Below are 21,431 nucleotides of genomic sequence, written 5' to 3' on the forward strand. Positions count from 1 at the left end.
CTGTTGGAGTTGGAAATATCGTGATCGACAAGAGCATCAAAATCCTGGTTGTGGACGACTTCCCGACCATGCGGCGCATCGTGCGCAACCTGCTGAAGGAGCTGGAGTTCCTCAACGTCGACGAGGCCGAGGACGGCGCGGCCGGCATCGAGAAACTGCGCGGGGGCAACTTCGGCTTCGTGGTGTCGGACTGGAACATGCCGAACATGGACGGCCTGACCATGCTGCAGACCATCCGTGCCGACCCCGAGCTGAAGAAGCTGCCGGTGCTGATGGTGACGGCCGAGGCCAAGAAGGAAAACATCGTGGCGGCCGCGCAGGCGGGTGCCAACGGCTACGTGGTGAAGCCCTTCACCGCCGCCACGCTGGAAGAAAAGATCACCAAGATCTTCGAAAAACTTGCAAAGGAAGCGGCGTGACATGAGCCAGATCGCGACGGAGGCTGCGGACTCCACCAACACCGCCGAACAACTGCTGGGCCGCATCGGCCAGCTGACGCGCCAGCTGCGCGAGGGCCTGCGCGAGCTGGGCCTCGACAAGGAGGTCGCCAAGGCCGCCCAGGCGATTCCGGACGCGCGCGACCGCCTGAGCTACGTGGCCGAGACCACCGAGCGCGCGGCGCACCGGGCGCTCAACGCCATCGACGTGGCGCAGCCCCTGCAGGAAGCGCTGGCCGCCGACGCCAAGGGCCTGAGCCAGCGCTGGGACAAGTGGTTCGAGAACCCGATCGAGCTCGACCATGCGCGCGAACTGGTGCTGGACACGCGCGGCTACCTCAACCAGGTGCCGCAGCGCGCGAGCGAGATCAACTCGCAGCTGATGGAAATCCTCATGGCGCAGGACTTCCAGGATCTGACCGGCCAGGTTATCAAGAAGATGATGGAAGTGGTCAACGACGTGGAGACGCAGCTGCTCCAGGTGCTCATCGACAACTCGCCCCCCGAGAAGCGCGTCGAGGCCGCGCACAGCCTGCAGAACGGCCCCCAGGTGAAGCCGGGCAACCCCGACGCGGTGACCGACCAGGCACAGGTCGACGACCTGCTGGAGAGCCTGGGCTTCTGACGCCCCGAAGTGCCCGGCCAGCCTCGGCCGGGCCGCGCTGATTAAGCGAAGAGCAGGGCGATCAGGGCCCTGATCGGCAGATTGTTCCGGACCACCAAATTCAATAATTTGGTTCTAGGCAAGGCGTATTCCGCCACCGCCATCCGGAGCATGAATGTCTGAGGAAAGCGATCTCGAAAAAACGGAACCCGCCTCCGAGCGGCGCCTGGAGAAGGCGCGCGAGGAAGGCAACGTTGCCCGTTCACGCGAACTCACCACGTTCGTGATGCTGGCGACCGCCAGCGCCGGGCTGTGGCTCGCCGGCGATTCGCTCAGCCAGAGCCTGAACGGCGCGCTGCGCCTGGGCCTGCAGTTCGACCGCGCCAGCGCCTTCGACCCGCAGCACATGCTGGCCCAGACCGGGCTCATGGCGATGCAGGCGCTGATGGCCGTGGGCCCGTGGTTCGCCATGATGGTCGTGGCCGCGGTGGTCGCGCCGCTGATGCTGGGCGGCTGGATGTTCTCCGGCAAGGCGGTGGCCTTCAAGGCCGGCAAGCTCAATCCGCTGGCCGGCATCGCGCGCATGTTCTCCGCGCAGTCGCTGGCCGAGCTGGTCAAGGCGCTGGCCAAGTCGGCGCTGATCGGCTGGGTGGCGTGGCGGGTGGTGTCGGGCGACATCGAAGCCCTGATGGCGCTGATGGCGCAGCCCGCGCACTACGCGCTGCCGCACGCCATGGTGCTGGTGGCCAAGCACTGCGCGCTGATCGCCGCCACGCTCTTCCTGGTGGCCGCGATCGACGTGCCCTTCCAGCTGTGGAGCTACTTCCGCAAGCTGCGCATGTCGCGCGAAGACCTGCGCCAGGAACACAAGGAAAGCGAAGGCGATCCGCAGATCAAGGCGCAGATCCGCCGCCAGCAGCAGCAGATGGCGCGCCGCCGGATGATGGCCGAGGTGCCCAAGGCCGACATCGTGCTCACCAACCCGACGCACTTCGCGGTGGCGCTGAAGTACATGGACAGCGACATGCGCGCGCCGCGCGTGGTGGCCAAGGGCACCGAGCTGGTGGCCGCGCGCATCCGCGAGATGGCCAAGGAACACAACGTGCCCATCCTGGAGGCGCCGCCGCTGGCCCGCTCGCTCTACAAGCACACGAAGCTGGGGCAGGAGATTCCCGCGGGCCTGTACACGGCCGTGGCCGAGGTGCTGGCCTGGGTGTACCAGCTCAAGCGCTGGAAGAGCGACGGCGGTGACGCGCCCCGCACGCCGACCGACCTGCAGGTGCCCGCAGACCTTCAATACACCGACACAGCCCAACCCGTGGAATCCCAAGCCGCATGAACGCGTTGACAACTTTCCTGCGACTGCCGGCGAACACGTTCTCCGGCTCGCAGTTCAAGGGCATGGCCGGCCCGGTGCTCATCATCCTCATCCTGAGCATGATGGTGCTGCCGCTGCCGCCCTTCCTGCTCGACCTGCTGTTCACCTTCAACATCGCGGTGTCGGTGATGGTGCTGCTGGTGAGCATGTACACCATGAAGGCGCTCGACTTCGCCGCCTTCCCGGCCGTGCTGCTGTTCTCCACGCTGCTGCGCCTGTCGCTGAACGTGGCGTCCACCCGCGTGGTGCTGATGCACGGCCACACCGGCCCCGACGCCGCGGGCAAGGTGATCGAGGCCTTCGGCCACTTCCTGGTGGGCGGAAATTTCGCCGTGGGCGTGATGGTGTTCATCATCCTCGTGCTGATCAACTTCATGGTGATCACCAAGGGCGCGGGCCGCATCGCCGAGGTGGGCGCGCGCTTCATGCTCGACGCGATGCCCGGCAAGCAGATGGCCATCGACGCCGACCTGAACGCCGGCCTGATCGGCGAGGAAGTGGCGCGCAAGCGCCGCGCCGAGGTGGCGCAGGAGGCCGACTTCTACGGCTCCATGGACGGTGCCAGCAAGTTCGTGCGCGGCGACGCCATCGCGGGCCTGCTGATCATGGTGATCAACATCATCGGCGGCCTGGTGGTCGGCATGCTGCAGCACGGGCTGGACTTCTCGACCGCCGGCAAGACCTACACGCTGCTGGCCATCGGCGACGGCCTGGTGGCGCAGATTCCGGCGCTGGTGATCTCCACCGCGGCCGGCGTGATCGTCTCGCGCGTGACCACCGACGAGGACGTCGGCAGCCAGCTGACCGGCCAGCTCTTCTCCAACCCGCAGGTGCTGTTCCTCACGGCCGGCATCGTCGGCCTGCTGGGCATGATTCCCGGCATGCCGAACCTGGCGTTCCTGCTGATCGCGGGCGGCCTGGTGTGGCTGGGCCGCCGCCTGCTGCTGCGCAAGCCGCAGGAGGCCGCGCAGCAGGCTGCGGCCGCCGCGCAGGCCGCGAGCGTGTCGCCCGCGGCCGAAATGGCCGAGGCCACCTGGGACGACGTGGCCATGGTCGACCCGCTGGGCATGCAGGTCGGCTACCGGCTCATTCCGCTGGTGGACCAGTCGCAGCAGGGCGAGCTGCTGGGCCGCATCAAGAGCATCCGCAAGAAGATCGCGCAGGAGGTGGGCTTCCTGGTGCCGGTGGTGCACATCCGCGACAACCTCGAGATCAACCCCAACACGTACATCATCAGCCTGAAGGACGTGGAGATCGGCCGCGGCGAGGCCTACCCGAACCAGTGGATGGCCATCAACCCCGGCCAGGTGACCGGCTCGCTGCCCGGCACGCCCACGCGCGACCCGGCCTTCGGCCTGGCAGCGGTGTGGATCGACGCCAGCCTGCGCCAGCAGGCGCAGGTGTACGGTTACACGGTGGTCGATGCCTGCACCGTGATGGCCACGCACCTGAACCACCTGATCCAGACGCACGCCGCCGAACTGCTCGGGCGCCAGGAAGTGCAGCAGCTGCTCGACCAGATCGCCAAGACCGCGCCCAAGCTCACCGAGGACCTGGTGCCCAAGGTGCTGTCGCTCAGCACGCTGCACAAGGTGCTGCAGAACCTGCTCGACGAAGAGGTGCCGATCCGCGACATGCGCACCATCCTCGACGTGATGGCCGAGCATGCGCCGACCATCAAGGACCCGACCGAGCTGACCACGCTCACCCGCCTGGCCCTGGGCCGCGCCATCACGCAGCAGCTGTTCCCGGGCGAGACCGAGATGCAGGTCATCGGCCTGGACGGCTCGCTCGACGGCGTGCTGCAGCAGGCGCTGACCAGCAGCAGCGGCATCGAGCCCGGCATTGCCGACAACCTGCTGCGCCAGGCGCAGGCCGCCATCGTTCGACAGGAACAGCTGGGCCTTGCGCCCGTGCTGGTCGTGCAGCACGCGCTGCGCGTGCTGCTGTCGCGTTTCCTGCGGCGCAGCCTGCCGCAGCTCAAGGTGCTTTCGCATGCGGAGATTCCTGACTCCCGCACCATCAAGATCACTGCCGCCATTGGAGGACGCGTTTGAATTCCCAGCAGACCGACGTGCGCACGACCGCACGCAAATTCGTCGCGGCCACCAGCCGCGAAGCCCTGAGACTCGTGCGCGAGGCGCTGGGCGCCGACGCCATCGTGCTCAGCCACCGCGTGGCGCCGGAGGGCGTCGAGATCGTCGCCATGGTGGAGGGCGAGATGCGGCAGGTGGTGGGCGACGCCTCGCCAGCGAAGCCTGCGGGCCCCTTGGCCCCTTCGGCCCCTGCGGCTGTGGTGCCTGTGCCGGTCGCGATTGCAGCTCCGGTCGCGCCTGTCGCACCGGTGGCAGCCGTCACCCCTGTCGCCCCCGTGGCGCGCGCCGTGCCGTTGACGCCGGTCGCCATGGCGCCCGTGGCCCCGGTCGTGCCCTCCGCGCCCTCCGCGCCCTCCGCGCCCGCCGACACGGTGCTCAACGAACTGCACTCCATGCGCGGCATGATCGAGGAGCAGCTCGCCAGCGTGGTGTGGAACGACAAGCAGCGCCGCGACCCCGTGCGCGGCCGCCTGCTGCGCACGCTGCTCGGCGCCGGCTTCAGCGCGAAGCTCTCCAAGGCCATGCTCGAGAAGCTGCCCACCGGCCAGAGCTACGCCGAAGGCATGGCCTACGTGCGCTCCGAGCTGATTCGCGCCGTGCCTGTGCATGAAGACGAAGACGCCCTGTTCGCGCAAGGCGGCGTCTATGCGCTGATGGGCCCGACCGGCGTCGGCAAGACCACCACCACCGCCAAGCTGGCCGCGCGCTGCGTGATGCGCTTCGGTGCCGACAAGCTCGCGCTGGTCACCACCGACAGCTACCGGATCGGCGCCTACGAGCAACTGCGCATCTACGGCCAGATCCTCAACGTGCCGGTGTACGCCGTGAAGGACGCGGCCGACCTGCACCTCGTGCTGCAGGACCTGCGCGACAAGCACATGGTGCTGATCGACACCGTCGGCATGAGCCAGCGCGACCGCGCGGTGCCCGAGCAGATCGCCATGCTGGGCCAGAGCCCGCGCCCGGTGAAACGCCTGCTGCTGCTGAACGCCACCAGCCATGGCGACACGCTCAACGAGGTGGTGCACGCCTACCGCCAGGGCAACGAGCTGACCGGCTGCATCTTCACCAAGGTCGACGAGTCCACGCACCCGGGCGCGCTGATCGACACCGTCATTCGCCACCGCCTGCCGGTGCACTACATCTCCAGCGGCCAGAAGGTGCCCGAGAACCTGTTGCAGGCCGACCGCGCGCAACTGGTGGACAGCGTGTTCCAGCCGCGCCAGCACAACCCGCTGTTCGTGCCGGCCGAGAGCGACCTGCAGGAAGAACCCGCGGGCGCCGGCCCGTCGGCGCAGGTGGTGCAGGCGCAGGGCGAGACCGACCGCCTGCGGCTGAAGTACCAGAACCTGATCCGCGCCATGGCGCACGACGCGCAGGAGCTGGCCACCGCCGCCGGCGCGCTGTCCGGTGCGCAGATCGGCTTCGATCGCGCACGCGGCCTCTGGCGCCAGGCGGGCGACGCCGAGACCGGCCAGAAGGCCGTGCTGCAAGACCTCGCGGTGCATGCGCGCGGTGAAGTGGCCGCGGGTTGCGAGACCTACGTGCTGGCGCTGTCGGGCCAGATCGGCCTGCGCTCCAACGAAGGCGGCGACGCCTACGAATGCCATGGCAGCCTGCTGCTGTCGGACCGCACGGGCCTGCCGCTCGCAGCCCCGAACCAGTGGCTCGCCACCGCCGCCACGCGCGGCATGAAGGACCCGGCACGCAAGCCGGGCGCGCGCCAGGCGCCCTGGCTGCGCCAGCAGGACTTCGGCGCCCGCACGATGGTGCACGTGCTCACGCGCCTGCCCGGCATCGAGGCCATGGTGCAGTGGCAGGCCGCCGGCCAGCGCTGGCTGGCGCGCGCGCCGGGCTCCACCGCCGTGATCGATTCGCGCACCGGTGCGCCCGACACGTTGGCCCGGCTGGATCTCGAATTCGGCGAAGGCCGGCCGGTGCGCTTTCGCGGCAAGCCGGCGCTGCAATGCGAAGCGCACGTCGACGTGGTGCTGCGCTTCAACGCTGCCGCCGCGGCGGCGGGCATCGAGCGCGGCGCCATGCCAGCGCTGCGCTGCGTGGCCACCCGCACGCTCGACGCGCGCACCGGCAACGTGCTGGCGCTGGGCTTTGCGCTGTCGAACGTCGGCACCGAAGTGACGGCGCGCCAGCTCGCGCAATGGCAAGGCTGGGCCAACGAGGCCGAGCCCTGCTTCCGCCTGCTGCGCGACGGCGTGCAGCTGGTGGGCGGCATCGGCGAGCTGGGCGACCCGGACAACATGAAGCGCCTGCTCATCGCCGGGCAGGTGACCACCACCGTGTGGCGCCTGCTGCACGCCGAGGGTGAATGGGCCGACCGCACGCGCACGCTGCTGGGCCAGCTGACCGCCCGCCCCGCGCGCAACGGACGGCTCATGAGCGGCAGCGCGCTGTATGCCGGGGTGGGCAAGCTCTTCTTGCTGCTGGAGGCGCTGGGCACCGAATCGACGGCGCCCGTGCAGGCGCCGCGCGCGCTGGAGCCGCTGGGCCGATGAGGAGAACCGCATGAGCAAGCTGGTCGCCGACCAGGCGGACGGACTGCGGCGCCTGCTGGCGCCGAAGCCCACGCGCGTGATCGCCGTCGCCGGCATGGGGCAGGGCGCCGGCGGCACCACTGCCGCCATGAACCTGGGCGTTGCCCTGGTCCAGCAGGGCAAAAGCGTGCTGCTGCTGGATGAACACTGCCCGAAGGAAGGCTCGGCCTGCGAGGTCTGGGCGATCGATCCGCTCGGCAGCCTGGCCGACGTCGCCAGCCATCGGCTGACGCTGGACGGGGCCGACGTGCAGGCCGGGTGCGGGGTGCACGTGCTGCCCGCGCCGCCCGGCGTGGCGCCGGACACGACCGACCCGCGCACGCTGTGGCCCGAAGGCGTGGTCATCGTCGACGCGGCCTTCGACCGCGAGGGGCGCCTGTCGCCGCTCGCGCGGGACGCGGACGACCTGCTGCTGGTGCTCAAGCCGCATCCGGCGTCGATCACCTCGGCCTATGCGGGCATCAAGAACCTGCACTACGCGCACGGGCTGAAGCAGCTGCGCTTTCTCATCAACGGCGTGGTCGATGTCGACGGCGCGCAGCAGATCATGAACAACCTCGCCAACGCCGGCAGCCGCTACCTCGCGCTGTCGCTGCTGCCCGCCGGGCTGGTGCGCTTCGATGCGCGCATTCCCGATGCGTGGCGGCTGAAGCAGACCATTGCCGAGGCCTTTCCCGCCAGCGCGGCCGCGGTGGACTTCCGGCGCCTGGCCGACGACGTGGGCCGCTGGCCGTGGCGCGCGGCCGTGCCGCTGCAGGCCGCCTGACGCGCCGACCACCCCATCAACGGAACAAGGACGGCCGTGTACACCGCACAGGGAACCATCGACAAATCGCACCTGCTGGCGCAGCATCAACCGCTGGTGCGCCGCATCGCGCTGCAGATGATGTCCAAGCTGCCCGCCAGCGTGGAGCTGGACGACCTGATCCAGGCCGGCATGCTGGGCCTGCTGGACGCGTCCAGCCGCTACCAGGACAACCGCGGTGCGCAGTTCGAGACTTTCGTCAGCCAGCGCATCCGCGGCGCCATGCTCGACGAGCTGCGTGCCAACGACTGGGGCTCGCGCGGCCTGCGCCAGTCGGCGCGTGGCGTCGAGAAGGCCATCCACGCGCTGGGCCACCGGCTCGGGCGCTCGCCCACCGAAGGGGAGATCGCCAAGGAGCTGAAGATGGACCTGGAGGCGTACCAGTCGCTGCTGCAGGAAATCCAGGGCTGCCAGCTGCTGTACGTCGAGGACTTCGCCAAGGACGATGCCGACAACCCCTTCCTCGATGCGCATTCGCAGGAATCGCGAAAGGACGGACGGGCGAGCAACGACCCGCTGGAGCAGTTGCTGGAAAGCGGCTTCAGGCACCAGCTGGTCGACGCGATTGCAACCTTGCCCGAGCGCGACCAGTTGCTGCTGAACCTGTACTACGAGGAAGAGCTGAACCTGCGGGAAATAGGCGCCATTCTCGAAGTGAGCCAGTCGCGCGTGTGCCAGCTGCACAGCCAGGCGATCAGCCGGCTGCGCGCGAAGCTCAAGGACCTGCTGTAGGGCCTGCTGCAGGGCCTGGTGCGGGGCCGGCGGCCCAGTCGCCGTCGGCATCGAAGCGCCGCAGCCAGCGCGCCGACGTGGCTGGCGTGAACATGTCCTCGCGCGCCGTGTTGGGCGGATGGCTCACCAGCCAGAGCCTTGACAGGCGCACCGGCTTCAGCGCTTCGGACAGTGCGCGCAGGGGCTCGGGCACCCCTTGTTCGACCGGGTGCAGCGCAGGAGCGTCGCCGGCCTCGATCCACAGGCCCCGGCCTTCCATGCACGGCTGCACGCGCAGGCCCGGCACCTGGCCCAGCCGGCCTTGCAAGGCATTCACGCCCCCCAACGTCGTGGCGTGGTCGCCGCACACCAGCACCCCGAAGCTCGGCGTGCGCATGCCGCCCTCCAGGCTCATGCCGTCGGGCCTGCTGGAGCGCATGAAGAAGGGCTTGTCCACGTCGAGCCCGAGAAACCGTTGCGCCAGGGCGAACTCGGCCACCTGCTGGAACGCATAGCGCTCCAGCACCGGCGGGCGCCCGATGCCCAGGCCCATGTAGGCCTGCTCGGGCTGCAACCGTTGCAATGCGCCCAGCCACCACGCGCGCAGTTCGTCCTTGCGCGCCGTCCAGAACGCCAGCGGAAAGTGCAGTGCGAGGTAGTCCAGGCCGGGCGCGGCCTTGGCAAGGCGCGCGCGGCGGCACTGCGCGATCGCCTGGAACTCGAACTGCGACGAGCTTTCCTTCGTCGGGGCGTCGAAGGCTTCGAGCGAGACGGTGTCGTCGGCATGCTTGAGGAAGTGCGTTTCGATGTCTGCCTGCGTGTGCGCCCTGCGCGCGACGGCGCCGCTGCGCAGGCCCATGTATCGGGTCAGCGCGTGGCCGGTGAGCGCCTGGAACTCCTCGTGCAGCTGCGGAATGAGCAAGGCCAGCCGGCCCGCATCGGCCTTGGAGCGCACCTGAAAGTAGGCCGAGGCGTGCATGGCCAGCCGCCAGGTGGCGGGCGGTTGCGGCGGGCCCGACGCATCGCTGGCTGGCACCGTGGCCGTGGCGCCGGCGTCGGTGCGCAGGGCGTCGATCCAGCGCTGCAGCTCGGGTGCGGGCAGGTGGTCGCGGCCGCGCATGCCGGGCGCGTAGAGCACGTGGAACCGGTCGCGGCCGAACATGTCGACGAGGGCCTGGCTCTGGTTGAGTCCCAGCGAGTCGGGCGTGAGCTTCAGCTCCACGGCATGCGTCACCTGCGCGGCGCCCGGCGACGGGTGGCCCGGCGGCACGACCACCAGGTCGGCGGAGAGGCTGCCCTTCGGCTTGCGCCAATGGCAGTCGCCCTTGCGCAACGGCCGGGGGGCCGGGTTGCCGATGAGCGGCATGCCGTTGACGGCAAAGGCCAGCTCCGACTTGAAGGGCGCCTGCCAGAAGCCCACCTGGTAGTCGCAGGCGTCCAGCAGCGTGGCGAAGCTGCGATGCGCGTCGCTGCGCACCTTGGGCTTGTCGTCGCCGCCGGCATGCACCGCGGATTCCTCGCCGGGCTGCATCTCGTAGCAGCGCGAGTCGGGGCGCACCGGAAAGGCCACGGCGAAGGCGCCGAGCGCGCGATACAGCGGCAGGAAGGGCAGCGGCCGGCCCCAGGTGTTGCCTGCCTCGCCGTGGCCTTGCATGGCCGTGGCGTCGGCGATGGCGCTGGCTGCGATGCAGTGGCGGCCGAGGTCTGCCAGCACCTGCGTGAGCACGCCCGCTGCCTTGCGCAAGCCTGCCTCCTGCCATTGCAGCGCGGGATAGATTTGCAGGCTCGCCTCCAGGTCCTGTTCGAGCAGCGCGCCGACCGGCAGGGTGGGCGCTTCGGCGGCACAGAGCAGCTTGCCCAGCCGGTACACGAGCACGCCCATGGGACGACGCAGGGTTTCGATGCCTTCGGGGCCGAGCGCGTCCAGCACGGCCAAAGCCTTGGCGAGGTGCGGTTCGCAGGAGGTCTGGAGGGGGTGGGGCGGGAGGGTGTGCGCCATCGGGGACTCGCATCGCGAAAAAAAGAACGGCGGAGTTTGCAAGGCCCGACGTGCCTGAAAAGCGAACAATGGTTAAGTCGCGCGCAGCGCCAGAAGAATCCCGCGCGAACTGCGAACAAGTTCGCACACCTCGCGGTCAGGCTTTGTCCGGCACGGGCGCGCGCCGCTTTCCGGCGCGCCGCCGCAGCGCCTGGCGTCACGATGGCAGCCTTGCCAAAGCAATCTTCCCTTCCCCCCAAGCGCCGCGCGGCGCGCCCCATCGGCGACTACGCGCTCATCGGCTCGACCCACAGCGCAGCGCTGGTGCACCGCGGCGGCGACATCGAATGGCTCTGCCTGCCGCGCTTCGATTCGGCCGCCATGTTCGCCAGCCTGCTGGGCGACGAGCGCAACGGCCACTGGACGATGCGCGCCAAGGACCCCAAGGCGGGCGTCACGCGGCGCTACCTGCCCGGCACCGTGGTGCTCGAGACCACCATCGAGACGGCGAAGGGCGCCGCCACCGTCACCGACTTCATGCCGCGGCCCGCAGCCGACGGCACGCAGGAGGTGGTGCGCATCGTGCAGGGCTTGCGCGGCACCGTGGCCATGCACACGGAGTTCCGCATCCGCTTCAACTACGGCCAGTGGATTCCGTGGATGGACCGGCACGACGGCGCGGTGTTCGCCATGGCGGGCCCCGACGCCGTGCGCATCACCTCCGGCGTGCCGCTGACCAACGAGAACTTCGCGAGCTTTGCCGACTTCAGCGTGTCCGCCGGCCAATCGATCGCTTTTTGCCTCGACTGGTTTCCCTCGCACCTGAAGCCTCCGGTGACGCGCGACGCCAGCGCCCTGCTGGCGCGCACCGTCGCCGAGTGGAGCGCATGGACCGAACGCTGCGGCTACCGGGGCGAGTTTCAGGAGCCGGTGATGCGCTCGCTGCTTACGCTCAAGGCGCTGACCTACGAGCCGACCGGAGGCATCGTCGCCGCGCCGACCACCTCGCTGCCCGAGCAGCCGGGTGGCGAGCGCAACTGGGACTACCGCTTCTGCTGGCTGCGCGACGCCGCGCTCACGCTCTACGCGCTGATCGGCTCCGGCTACGTGGAAGAGGCGAGCGCCTGGCGCTGGTGGCTGATGCGCGCGGTGGGCGGTTCACCCGAAGAGCTGCAGGTGATGTACGGCCTGCACGGCGAACGCTCCCTGACGGAGCTCGAGCTCGGATGGCTGTCGGGCTATGAAGGCAGCCGCCCGGTGCGCATCGGCAACGGCGCGCACGGGCAGCTGCAGCTCGACGTGTTCGGCTCGGTCATCGCGGCCTTTCATGCGGCGCGCAAGGCCGGGCTTTCGGACATGGACAAGGTGTGGCCCCTGGAGCGCGCCATTGCCAAGCAGTTGATGGTGCTGTGGAAGCAGCCCGACTGCAGCCTGTGGGAGGTGCGCGGCGAACCGCGCCACTTCGTGCATTCCAAGATCATGTGCTGGCTGGCCTTCGACCGCATGATCGCGAGCGCGACCGAGTTCGGCCTGGAAGGCCCCGTGGAGACATGGCGCGCGGTGCGGGACGAAATCCATGCCGAGGTGTGCGCGCGCGGCTACGACGCCGTGAGCAATTCCTTCGTGCAGTACTACGGCGCCGACACGGTCGACGCGGCGTTGCTGTGGATGCCGCTGATCGGCTTCTTGCCGATCCACGACGCGCGCGTGCAGGGCACCATCGCGCGCGTCGAGAAAGAGCTTGTCTTCAACGGGCTGGTGTACCGCTACCGCACCGAGGAGGGCGTGGACGGGCTCGCAGGCGGGGAGGGCGCGTTCCTGGCGTGCAGCTTCTGGCTGTCGAACGTGTACGTGGCCATGGGCAAGGTGCGCAAGGCGCGCGCGCTGTTCAAGCGGTTGCTGGCGCTGGGCAACGACCTGGGGCTGTTCGCCGAGGAATACGACCCGGTGGCGAAGCGCCAGCTGGGCAACTTTCCTCAGGCCTTCTCGCACATCGGGCTGGTCAACAGCGCACATGCGCTGGTGGCGGCGCAGGGCGGCGTGTGGGAGCTGGCGGACCTGGACGGCAAGGAGGGCCCCAGGTCTTCGCAACCGGGGGCTAAGCCGAGGAGGACGGCGCCGAAGACGACGTTGAAGAAGGCGACGCCGAAGCCGCGAGCGCGAACTCCTCGGCGCTGAACACCGTGTGGAAGACGCTGCCGTCGAACATCTCGAACAGCTTCTTGGAGACTTCGCGGCTTTCGTGGCGCACGGGGGAGTCGAGCGCGGTGGCAATGTCTTCGCGGCTCGCATAGCGGATGGACAGCACCATCGCCAGCGTGGGGTCGCTCACATCGCTTTCGAGCTGGCGCAGCACGCGCACTTCGAGCGCGCCGGGAAAGCGGGTCCACAGGGGCACCAGCGTCTGGTGCACGTGCTGGTCGAAGGCCTCTTCCATGCCGGGCTTGACCTGGCCCTTGAAGAACGCGCAGCGGATGAACATGGGTGTCTCTTTTCTGTGGTGAAACAGGGGGGCGCCGCGCTTCAGCCGCGGTCGTAGCCGCTGAACTGCCGCATCATCGCGGCTGTGTCTTGCGCGCCGAGGCCGGCTGCGACAAAGCTGCGGTGCAGTTCCGCGACGGCGCCCGCGAGCGGCAGCGGCAGGCGCTCGCCCTGCGAGAAGGCCTGCACCGCCTCCAGGTCCTTGAGCATGTTGTCGATGCGGCCGGTGGGCGTGAAGTCGCGCGCGGCCATCTTGGGGCCGAACTCGCGCAGGATCTGGCTGTCTGCGCGACCGCCTGCCAAGGCTGCGGGCAGCTTCGACGCATCGACACCGCCGGCCTCCGCGAGCCGCACCGCTTCGGCCACCGCCTGGAAGCCGATGGCGCACAGCAGCTGGTTGACCAGCTTGGTGGTCTGGCCCGCGCCGCTGTCTCCCATGCGGGTGTAGTTGGCGCACAGGCTGTCCATGACGGCGCGTGCGCGGCGCGCATCGTGTTCGCTGCCGCCGGCCATCACCGTGAGCTGACCGAGCAGCGCCTTGGGCGCGCCGCCCGACAGCGGCGCGTCGACGAAGCCCATGCCCGTGCGCTCGCGCAGCGCTTCGGCCAGCCGGCGCGTGGAGGGCGGGTCGATCGACGACATGTCGATCAGCAGGCGCTGCGCATCGGCCGGCGCCGAGGCGATGCCGGCCTCGCCGAAGATCGCGCGCTCCACCGTGGCGGCCGCGTTGAGGCTGGTGATGACGAAGTCGGTGGCTGCCGCGGCCGCCTGCGCGCTGCCGGCGGCCTTGGCGCCGTGCGCTTCGAGCGCGGCCACCTTCGCGGTGTCGGGGTCGAACACGTGGACGTCGTGGCCGCAGTCGAGCAGCCGGCGCGCAATGGCCGAGCCCATGATGCCGACGCCGATCACGGCCACGCGCTGGCGGGGGGCGGTCATGCGGAAACTTTCATCAGGGGGGCGCTTGCCCTGGGTTGAAGGAGCCGGGCGCCCACGTCCGCGACGATCAGCGGGACCGGCGTGTCGATGGCGGCACGCAGGACGTCGGTCTCGCCCGTGTCGGGCGGCTCCAGCGTCTGCAGCTGGCTCTCGAGCAACGCGGGCGGCATGTAGTGGCCGGTGCGCTGCGCCATGCGCTGGCGGATGAGTGCGCTCGGCCCGTCGAGGAACACGAACTGCAAATCGGACGACGCGGCGCGCAGCCGGTCGCGGTAGGCGCGGCGCAGGGCCGAGCAGGCCACTACCACGCCATGCGGCGCGGCGGTGCGGTCGGCCAGGCAGGCGCCGATGCGGTCGAGCCAGGGCCAGCGGTCCGCGTCGGCCAGCGGCAGGCCGGCGCGCATGCGCGCCACGGCTTCGGGCACATGCAGGTCGTCGCCGTCGACCCAGGGCACGCCGAGCATCTGCGCCAGCGCGGCGGCCACGCTGCTCTTGCCGGTGCCCGACACGCCCATGACCACCACGCTCAGGCGTTGTTGCGGCAGGGAGGCTGCAGCGCGCACGGTGTCAAAGGCTCGCGGTGATGCCGCCGTCCACGTACAGGATGTGGCCGTTGACGAAGCTGGACGCATCCGAGGCCAGGAAGATGGCCGCGCCGCCGAGCTCTTCCACGTCACCCCAGCGCCCGGCGGGCGTGCGGCCCGACAGCCAGCCCGTGAAGGCCTCGTCGGCCACCAGCGCCTGCGTGAGTTCGGTCTTGAAGTAGCCCGGCCCCAGGCCGTTCACCTGGATGCCGTACTTGCCCAGGTCGATCGCCATGCCCTTGGTGAGCATCTTCACCGCGCCCTTGGTGGCGGCGTAGGGTGCAATGCCCGGGCGGCCCAGCTCGCTCTGCACCGAGCACACGTTGATGATCTTGCCGCGCTGGCGCTCGATCATGCGTTGCGCCACGAAGCGGCCCACCAGGAACACGCTGTCGATGTTGGTGGTGGTGATCTTGTGCCAGGCGTCGATCGGGAATTCGGCGAACGGCCCGCGATGCTGCATGCCGGCGTTGTTCACCAGGATGTCGATGGCGCCGATGCCGGTCTCGATGGCGGCCACGCCGGCTTCCACCGCGGCGGCGTCGGTCACGTCGAAGGCCACGGCCTCGGCGGCGATGCCCTTGGCGCGCAGGGCGTCGCGGGCAGCGGCCAGCGATGCGGCGTCGCGCGCGTTGAGCACCACGCGTGCGCCGGCGTTGCCGAGCGCCTCGGCCAGCGCAAAGCCGATGCCCTTGCTGGAGCCGGTGATGAGGGCGGTGCGCCCGGAAAGATCGAACAGTTTCAAGAAAAGCTCCTGGGCGATGACAGCGTGATGGCGGGTAAGTTACCGGTATCCTGGAGGGCCGTCAACCGGTGAAACCTGTGTTGCCAGTTCTATTGGTGCCGGTTTAAAGTTACCGGTATCTTATTCGGTTCTTTCTTACCGTCATTCGCAGGAGACATCCGCTTGACCGCTACCGCCACCTCCCCGCACGTGCTGATGCCCGGCACCTACCCGGAATGGGACATGACGCCCATGCAGTCGGCCTACACGCTGCACCGCCTCTGGGAGGCACCTGACCGGGCGGCCTTCATCGCCGAGCACGGCGCGAACATCCGCGCCATCGCCACGCGCGGCGAGCTGGGCGCCAATGCAGAGCTCATCGCGGCGCTGCCGAAGCTGGAGCTGATCGCCTGCTACGGCGTGGGCACCGACGGCATCGACCTGGCCGCCTGCCGCGCGCGCGGCATCCGCGTGAGCAACACGCCCGACGTGCTCAACGGCGACGTGGCCGACCTGGCCGTGGGCCTCACGCTGGCGCTGCAGCGTCGCATTCCGGCGGGCGATGCCTTCGTGCGCAGCGGCGCCTGGGCCGACGGCGGCATGCCGCTGGCCACGCGCGTGTTCGGCCAGCGCGTCGGCATCGCCGGCTTCGGGCGCATCGGCGGCACCATCGCGCGCAGGCTCTCGGGCTTCGACGTGGAGCTGGGCTACTTCAGCCGCACGGTCAAGGCCGACAGTCCGCACCGCCACTTCGCCAGCCTGGAGGCCATGGCCGACTGGTGCGACGTGCTCATCGTCATCCTGCCCGGCGGCGAGGCCACGCGCGGCATCGTCAGCGCGCAGGTGCTGAAGGCGCTGGGCCCCAAGGGCTGGCTGGTGAACGTGTCGCGCGGCACCACCGTCGACGAAGGCGCGCTGCTGCAGGCGCTCGAACAGAAAAGCATCGCCGGCGCGGCGCTCGACGTGTTCCTGAACGAGCCGCGCATCGACCCGCGCTTTGCCGCGCTCGACAACGTGGTGCTCACGCCGCACCACGGCAGCGGCACCGAGCAGACGCGCCGCGCCATGGGCGAGCTGGTGCGCCGCAACCTCGAGGCCCACTTCGCGGGCCGGCCCCTGATCACCCCCGTCGCCTGACCTGAACAGAACTGAACTGAAGAAAGAAACATCATGCGTTTGCGTTGCATGTGCCTCGTGATCCACGCGCCCGACGACCTGCGCCTGGACGAACAGGACGCCGGAGAAATCGGTCCCGGCCAGGTGCTGGTGAAGGTCGGCATGGGCGGCATCTGCGGCTCCGACCTGCACTACTTTCACAACGGCGGCTTCGGCACCGTGCGCATCAAGGAGCCGATGGTTCTGGGCCACGAGGTGGCCGGCACGGTGGTGGCGGTGGCCCCGGGCGTGCAGAACGTTCGCATCGGCGACAAGGTGGCGATCAACCCCAGCCGCCCGTGCGGCGCCTGCAAGTTCTGCCTGGAGGGCCTGCCCAACCAGTGCCTGGACATGCGCTTCTACGGCAGCGCCATGCGCACGCCGCACGTGCAGGGGGCGTTTCGCAACATGCTGCTGTGCGAGGCCACGCAGTGCGTGAAGGTGGCCGACCACGTGCCGCTGCGCCTGGCCGCGCTGGCCGAGCCGTTCTCGGTCGGCCTGCACGGCGTGTCGCGTGCCGGGCCGCTGCTGGGCAAGCGCGTGCTGGTGTCGGGCTGCGGTCCCATCGGCGTGCTGGCCATCGCGGCGGCGCGTGCGCACGGCGCCGCCGAGATCACCGCCACCGACGTGGTCGACGAGCCGCTGGCCATTGCGCGCGCCATGGGCGCCGACCAGGTCATCAACGTCGCGAAGGACAGGGAGTGGGTGTCGCGCTACTCGCCCGACAAGGGCACCTTCGACGTGATGCTCGAATGCTCGGGCAACGAGCGCGCGCTGCGCGACGGACTGGAGGTGATGCGCCCGCGCGGCGTGGTCGTGCAGCTGGGCCTGGGCGGCGACGTGAGCATTCCGCAGAACATGGTGGTGGCCAAGGAGCTCAGCATCTGCGGTTCGTTCCGCTTCCATGCGGAGTTCGCGCTGGCGGTGCGGCTCATCAACGAAGGCCGGGTGGATCTGTCGCCGGTGGTGACGCACACCTTCCCGATGCTGCAGGCGCGCGCGGCTTTCGAGCTGGCGAGCGATCGGCAGAAGGCGATGAAGGTGCTGATCGATTTTGCGGATGTGGGCGCGAACGCGGGCGCCGACACGGCCGCGCAAACCGCGCCGGCCTGACGCCGCTCAGGAGCTCTCGCGCTGCTCGATGTGAAACGGGATCAACACCGTTTCCGCCGGCGGCCGATGTCCTTCGCGGGTGCCGTCCAGCACGCGCAGCAACAGTTCCCCCGCCGCCTTGCCGATGCCCACGCAATCCACCGCCACGGTGGTGATGCGCGGGTGGCAGGCACGCGCCACCTCGAAGTCGCCGAAGCCCGCGATCGCGATGCGGCCCGGCACGCTCCAGCCGCGGCGCTGGCATTCCATGAGCGCGCCGAAGGCCGAGAGGTCGGACACGCAGAGAACCGCGTCCACGTCGGGCCACTGCCGGATCAGCTGCGCCACCGCCTCGCCGCCTTGCGCCATCGAGATCGGCGGCTGGCCGAAGCTGATGACGCGGCCGTCGGGCAAGCCCAGTTCACGGATGGCCTGCGCATAGCCGCGCTGGCGGTCCGCGCCGCGCGTGTCCCGGTTCGACGTGCCGCCGATGTAGGCGATGCGACGGTAGCCCTTGCCGTGCAGGTGCCGCACCATCGCCGCGGCCGCCTCCGCATTCGAGAAGCCGACCGTGTGCCCCACGGGCGTGGCGGGCAGGTCCCAGGTCTCGACCACGGGCACGCCCGCGGCCTGCAGCATGGCGCGCGCGGCGGGCGTGTGCGCGCCGCCGGTGAGGATCACGCCTTCGGGCCGGCGCGCGAGCATGGCGCGCAGCAGGCGCTCTTCGGTCTCCACGCGGTAGTCGGTGTAGCCCAGCAGCACCTGCAGGCCGCGTGCTTCCACCGCTGCGGTGATGCCCTGCGCGGTTTCGGAAAAGTTCGAGTTGTTGAGCGAGGGAATCAGCACCGCGATGAAGCCCGAACGCTTGCTGGAGAAGGTGCGCGCCGTCTGGTCGATGACGTAGCCCATCTCCTCGCAGGCCTGCAGGATGCGCTGGCGCAGCGCCTCTGAGGTCACGCGGTCGCTGCTCTCGCCGCGGTTGAGCGCGCGCGACACCGTCATCTTCGACACGCCGACGCGCGCGGCCACGTCGGCCATCGTCGCGGGGCGGGTGAGGGGGGCGGGGGCTTTGGTCGGGGGCAAGGTGGCTGTCCTTGAATTCGCAATGAGGAGGTACCGATACCTTGTAAGGTGCGGCGTCCGGTGCAGCGAAGGATACCGCGCGCAGCGCCGTCGACAGAGTGGAATTGCCACTTCGATATCTACGGGAAAAGCCTAAGTTACCGGTATCTCTTGCAGTGCCAGACTGCGGCATGGCCCCTCCACCCCTGCTGCAGTTCCAGGCCGTCAGCAAGCGCTTCGGCGGCACGCAGGCGGTCGACGGCGTCACGCTCGACGTGCGCGCCGGGGAGATCCTGGCGCTGCTCGGCGAGAACGGCGCGGGCAAGTCGACGCTCATCAAGCTGCTTGCGGGCATCTACCCCGCGGACCAGGGCGAGATCGTGTTCGACGGCCAGCCGCAGGCCGTGTGGCGGCGCAGCGACCGGCGCGAGCAGCCCGTGGCCTTCATCCACCAGGACCTGGGCCTCGTCGAATGGATGACGGTGGCCGAGAACGTGTGCCTGGGCACCGGCTACCCGCGCCGCTTCGGGCTGATCGACTGGCGCGCCGCCCAAGACACGGCGCGCCGCGTGATGGCGCGCGTGGGCTGCGACATCGACCCCGGCCGGCGCGTGTTCTCGCTCACGCGCGCCGAGAAATCGCTGCTGGCCATCGGCCGCGCGCTCGAGGTGAAGGCGCGGTTGCTGGTGCTCGACGAGCCCTCGGCCAGCCTGCCGATGAGCGACGTGGAGCGCATGTTCGGCGTGCTGCGCGAACTGCGGCGCCAGGGCATGGCCATGCTCTACGTGTCGCACCGGCTCGACGAGGTGATGGCCATCTCCGACCGCGCGGCCGTCATGCGCGACGGCAAGCTGGTGGCGGTGAAGGCCACGGCGCAAACCAACGAAGGCGAGCTGGTCGGCCTGATCGTCGGCAAGGCGCTGTCGGCCTCGGTGGCCAAGGCCAAGGCGCCCGCGCGCAGCGAGCCCGTGCTGCAGCTCGACGGTGCCGCCAGCGGCAATGCGGGGCCGTTGAGCCTTGCGGTGCATCGCGGAGAGGTGCTGGGGCTGGTCGGCCTGCGCGGCGCGGGCCACGAGGCCATCAGCCGCGCGATCTTCGGGCGCGAGCCGCTGTCGGCCGGCCGCATGCGGCTGCTCGGCAAGCCCTGCGGCTTCACCTGCCCGGCCGATGCCATCCGCGCCGGCGTGGCCTACGTGGCCGGCGAGCGGCTCGAAGAAAACCTCTGCGGCGCGATGAGCGTGCTGGAGAACCTGTTTCCCAACGCCGCGTTGCACGGCGATCGCGGCCTGGCCTTCGACCGGCCGCGCCGCGAGAACGAGGGCGCGCTGGGCCTCATCCGGCGCTTCGGCATCAACCCGCCCGCGCCGTCGGCCGAGGTGCAGCAGCTCTCGGGCGGCAACCAGCAGAAGGTGGTGCTGGCGCGCTGGTTCCACCTCGACAAGCCGCTGGTGGTGCTCGAGGAGCCGACCGCGGGCGTGGACGTGGGCGCCAAGCGGCAGATCTACGGCGTGCTGCGCGAGCGCGCGCAAGCCGGCACCGCACTGGTCGTCGTCTCCACCGACTTCGAGGAAATCGCGACCGTGTGCACCCGCGTGCTCGTGTTTCGCGACGGGCTGATCGCCGCGGAACTGACGGGCGAGGCGATCACGGTCGAAAGACTCCTGGCATTGGCAGCAGGCGCGGCAACGCGCGAGGAAGTTTCCGCATGAGCAGTTCCATCAAGTCCACCGCGCTGGAGCCCGACAAGTCCCTCGACGGCGAGGCCGTGTCCGTTGCGCAGCGCATCGGCCGGGCGCTGCCGGTCTACGGGCTCGTGATGCTCACGGTGGCGCTGGCGTTGCTGTTCTCGGTGCTGTTGCCCGACACCTTTCCGACGCTGTTCAACCTGCGCGCCATATTGGCCGACAAGTCGGTCATCGCGTTGCTGGCGCTGGCCGCGACCATTCCGATGATCACCGGCAAGATCGACCTCACGGTGGGCTACGGCATCGTGCTGTGGCACATCCTGGCCATCAGCCTGCAGACGCAGCTGGGCCTGCCCTGGCCGGTGGCGGTGCTCGTCGTGCTGCTGTGCGCGGCGCTGTTCGGCGTGCTCAACGGGCTGCTGGTGGAGCTCGCGCAGATCGACTCGTTCATCGCCACGCTGGGCACCGGCACCGTGATCTACGCGGTGGCCATGTGGCACAGCGGCGGGCGCCAGGTGGTGGGCGAGCTGCCCGACGGCTTCGTCGGCATCGCGGGCGGCAACCTGCTGGGGTTGCCGGTCGGTGCTTTCTATGTGCTCGCGGTGAGCGTCACGCTGTGTGTGGTCACCGAGTTCACGCCGCTGGGCCGTGCGCTGTACGTGATCGGCGCGAACCCGAAGGCGGCGCAGCTCAACGGCATTGCGGTGCGCAAGCATGTGATGGGCGCCTTCGTCGCGTCGGGCCTGCTGTCGGGCTTTGCGGGCGTGCTGCTGGCGTCGCGGCTGCAGATCGGGCAGGCCAGCGTGGGGCTCGAGTTCCTGCTGCCCGCGCTGGTCGGCGCGTTCCTGGGCTCCACCACCATCCGGCCGGGGCGCGTGAACGTGTGGGGCACGCTGGTGGGCGTGGCCATCCTGGCCATCGGCATCTCGGGCATCCAGCAGTTCGGCGGGGCCTTCTATGTGGAGCCGCTCTTCAACGGGCTGACGCTGCTGGTGTCCATCGGCATCGCGGGCTGGGCGCAGCAGCGGCGCAACCGGTCGATCAAGCGGCGCATCGCCGAGCGGCAGCTCGACCAGGCGGACCCCACGGCGCAGGTGCAACCTGTTTCCCCCGCGCCGTCGAAATGACGACGGCGATTCACCACAACGACT

The 21,431-nt window shown here is 69.7% G+C and carries 18 protein-coding genes; 12 read left to right on the forward strand and 6 right to left on the reverse strand.

The genetic code is table 11. The annotated features are described in order from the left end of the window. Positions 1–23: 23 nt before the first annotated feature. The 7 genes from cheY to AC1DJH_RS12165 all read left to right on the forward strand — a co-directional run bounded on the left by cheY (position 24) and on the right by AC1DJH_RS12165 (position 8,604). On the forward strand, positions 24–419 hold the full coding sequence (gene cheY, locus AC1DJH_RS12135; protein ID WP_172839779.1) for a chemotaxis response regulator CheY: 396 nt from the start codon (positions 24–26) through the stop codon (positions 417–419). Between the two features lies 1 nt (position 420). Next, on the forward strand, positions 421–1,062 hold the full coding sequence (cheZ, locus tag AC1DJH_RS12140; protein WP_472121345.1) for a protein phosphatase CheZ: 642 nt from the start codon (positions 421–423) through the stop codon (positions 1,060–1,062). 154 nt (positions 1,063–1,216) lie between these two features. Further along, positions 1,217–2,380, forward strand: a complete 1,164-nt coding sequence (flhB, locus tag AC1DJH_RS12145) for a flagellar biosynthesis protein FlhB (RefSeq protein ID WP_472121347.1) — start codon at positions 1,217–1,219, stop codon at positions 2,378–2,380. Further along, a complete protein-coding gene (gene flhA, locus AC1DJH_RS12150; protein WP_478185859.1) occupies positions 2,377–4,476 on the forward strand; it encodes a flagellar biosynthesis protein FlhA in 2,100 nt (699 codons plus the stop codon). Before flhB ends, flhA begins: the two co-directional genes overlap by 4 nt. Continuing rightward, positions 4,473–7,028: a flagellar biosynthesis protein FlhF gene (flhF, locus tag AC1DJH_RS12155; protein ID WP_478185860.1), complete on the forward strand. Its 2,556-nt coding sequence runs from the start codon at positions 4,473–4,475 to the stop codon at positions 7,026–7,028. Before flhA ends, flhF begins: the two co-directional genes overlap by 4 nt. A 10-nt stretch (positions 7,029–7,038) precedes the next feature. Continuing rightward, positions 7,039–7,833, forward strand: a complete 795-nt coding sequence (locus AC1DJH_RS12160) for a MinD/ParA family ATP-binding protein (protein ID WP_478185861.1) — start codon at positions 7,039–7,041, stop codon at positions 7,831–7,833. A 36-nt stretch (positions 7,834–7,869) separates the two neighbouring features. After that, positions 7,870–8,604 carry an RNA polymerase sigma factor FliA gene (locus tag AC1DJH_RS12165; protein ID WP_472121357.1) on the forward strand — a complete coding sequence of 245 codons (735 nt, stop codon included), beginning with the start codon at positions 7,870–7,872 and terminating at the stop codon, positions 8,602–8,604. Here the strand turns inward: AC1DJH_RS12165 and AC1DJH_RS12170 are convergent. Further along, the gene (locus AC1DJH_RS12170; protein ID WP_478185862.1) at positions 8,588–10,582 is read right to left on the reverse strand and encodes a type VI immunity family protein; all 1,995 of its coding nucleotides are present in this window, start codon (positions 10,580–10,582) and stop codon (positions 8,588–8,590) included. The two genes, AC1DJH_RS12165 and AC1DJH_RS12170, sit on opposite strands and share 17 nt — an antisense overlap. A gap of 201 nt (positions 10,583–10,783) precedes the next feature. On the opposite strand from AC1DJH_RS12170, the gene AC1DJH_RS12175 reads away from it, so the two are divergent. After that, positions 10,784–12,739, forward strand: coding sequence for a glycoside hydrolase family 15 protein (locus AC1DJH_RS12175; protein WP_478185863.1), 1,956 nt, complete (start codon positions 10,784–10,786; stop codon positions 12,737–12,739). Here AC1DJH_RS12175 and AC1DJH_RS12180 read toward each other — a convergent pair. The 4 genes from AC1DJH_RS12180 to AC1DJH_RS12195 are packed head-to-tail and all read right to left on the reverse strand — an operon-like array spanning position 12,660 to position 15,307. Next, positions 12,660–13,043 carry a putative antibiotic biosynthesis monooxygenase gene (locus AC1DJH_RS12180; RefSeq protein ID WP_478185864.1) on the reverse strand — a complete coding sequence of 128 codons (384 nt, stop codon included), beginning with the start codon at positions 13,041–13,043 and terminating at the stop codon, positions 12,660–12,662. The two genes, AC1DJH_RS12175 and AC1DJH_RS12180, sit on opposite strands and share 80 nt — an antisense overlap. Positions 13,044–13,084: 41 nt before the next feature. Then, positions 13,085–13,978, reverse strand: coding sequence for an NAD(P)-dependent oxidoreductase (locus tag AC1DJH_RS12185; RefSeq protein ID WP_478185865.1), 894 nt, complete (start codon positions 13,976–13,978; stop codon positions 13,085–13,087). After that, complete coding sequence (locus tag AC1DJH_RS12190; RefSeq protein WP_478185866.1) at positions 13,975–14,541, reverse strand: gluconokinase; 567 nt, start codon at positions 14,539–14,541, stop codon at positions 13,975–13,977. The genes AC1DJH_RS12185 and AC1DJH_RS12190 overlap by 4 nt, the downstream gene beginning before the upstream one ends. A 4-nt stretch (positions 14,542–14,545) precedes the next feature. Further along, the gene (locus AC1DJH_RS12195; protein WP_435484634.1) at positions 14,546–15,307 is read right to left on the reverse strand and encodes an SDR family oxidoreductase; all 762 of its coding nucleotides are present in this window, start codon (positions 15,305–15,307) and stop codon (positions 14,546–14,548) included. Positions 15,308–15,469: 162 nt separating this feature from the next. Between AC1DJH_RS12195 and AC1DJH_RS12200 the strand changes: the two genes are divergently transcribed. Continuing rightward, the gene (locus tag AC1DJH_RS12200) at positions 15,470–16,423 is read left to right on the forward strand and encodes a 2-hydroxyacid dehydrogenase (RefSeq protein WP_478185867.1); all 954 of its coding nucleotides are present in this window, start codon (positions 15,470–15,472) and stop codon (positions 16,421–16,423) included. A 33-nt stretch (positions 16,424–16,456) separates the two neighbouring features. Next, positions 16,457–17,554: an L-idonate 5-dehydrogenase gene (locus AC1DJH_RS12205; RefSeq protein WP_478185868.1), complete on the forward strand. Its 1,098-nt coding sequence runs from the start codon at positions 16,457–16,459 to the stop codon at positions 17,552–17,554. Between the two features lie 6 nt (positions 17,555–17,560). On the opposite strand, the gene AC1DJH_RS12210 is transcribed toward AC1DJH_RS12205, so the two are convergent. After that, the gene (locus AC1DJH_RS12210; protein ID WP_435484797.1) at positions 17,561–18,571 is read right to left on the reverse strand and encodes a LacI family DNA-binding transcriptional regulator; all 1,011 of its coding nucleotides are present in this window, start codon (positions 18,569–18,571) and stop codon (positions 17,561–17,563) included. 215 nt (positions 18,572–18,786) lie between these two features. Here AC1DJH_RS12210 and AC1DJH_RS12215 point away from each other — a divergent pair, with 215 nt between their 5' ends. Together AC1DJH_RS12215 and AC1DJH_RS12220 are read left to right on the forward strand one after the other, a co-directional pair. Next, entirely contained in the window at positions 18,787–20,304 is a 1,518-nt protein-coding gene (locus AC1DJH_RS12215) for a sugar ABC transporter ATP-binding protein (protein ID WP_478185869.1), read from the forward strand. Then, on the forward strand, positions 20,301–21,407 hold the full coding sequence (locus AC1DJH_RS12220; RefSeq protein ID WP_478185870.1) for an ABC transporter permease: 1,107 nt from the start codon (positions 20,301–20,303) through the stop codon (positions 21,405–21,407). The genes AC1DJH_RS12215 and AC1DJH_RS12220 overlap by 4 nt, the downstream gene beginning before the upstream one ends. Positions 21,408–21,431 lie beyond the last annotated feature (24 nt).

The organism is Variovorax sp. 10N412 (assembly GCF_056394985.1).

Bases quoted from the DNA above. Each gene is read 5' to 3' on its own strand.
- cheZ (WP_472121345.1), top strand. From the start codon at position 421: ATGAGCCAGATCGCGACGGAGGCTGCGGACTCCACCAACACCGCCGAA.
- flhB (WP_472121347.1), top strand. From the start codon at position 1,217: ATGTCTGAGGAAAGCGATCTCGAAAAAACGGAACCCGCCTCCGAGCGG.
- flhA (WP_478185859.1), top strand. From the start codon at position 2,377: ATGAACGCGTTGACAACTTTCCTGCGACTGCCGGCGAACACGTTCTCC.
- AC1DJH_RS12160 (WP_478185861.1), top strand. From the start codon at position 7,039: ATGAGCAAGCTGGTCGCCGACCAGGCGGACGGACTGCGGCGCCTGCTG.
- AC1DJH_RS12170 (WP_478185862.1), bottom strand. From the start codon at position 10,582: ATGGCGCACACCCTCCCGCCCCACCCCCTCCAGACCTCCTGCGAACCG.
- AC1DJH_RS12175 (WP_478185863.1), top strand. From the start codon at position 10,784: ATGGCAGCCTTGCCAAAGCAATCTTCCCTTCCCCCCAAGCGCCGCGCG.
- AC1DJH_RS12180 (WP_478185864.1), bottom strand. From the start codon at position 13,043: ATGTTCATCCGCTGCGCGTTCTTCAAGGGCCAGGTCAAGCCCGGCATG.
- AC1DJH_RS12185 (WP_478185865.1), bottom strand. From the start codon at position 13,978: ATGACCGCCCCCCGCCAGCGCGTGGCCGTGATCGGCGTCGGCATCATG.
- AC1DJH_RS12205 (WP_478185868.1), top strand. From the start codon at position 16,457: ATGCGTTTGCGTTGCATGTGCCTCGTGATCCACGCGCCCGACGACCTG.
- AC1DJH_RS12210 (WP_435484797.1), bottom strand. From the start codon at position 18,571: ATGGCCGACGTGGCCGCGCGCGTCGGCGTGTCGAAGATGACGGTGTCG.
- AC1DJH_RS12215 (WP_478185869.1), top strand. From the start codon at position 18,787: ATGGCCCCTCCACCCCTGCTGCAGTTCCAGGCCGTCAGCAAGCGCTTC.
- AC1DJH_RS12220 (WP_478185870.1), top strand. From the start codon at position 20,301: ATGAGCAGTTCCATCAAGTCCACCGCGCTGGAGCCCGACAAGTCCCTC.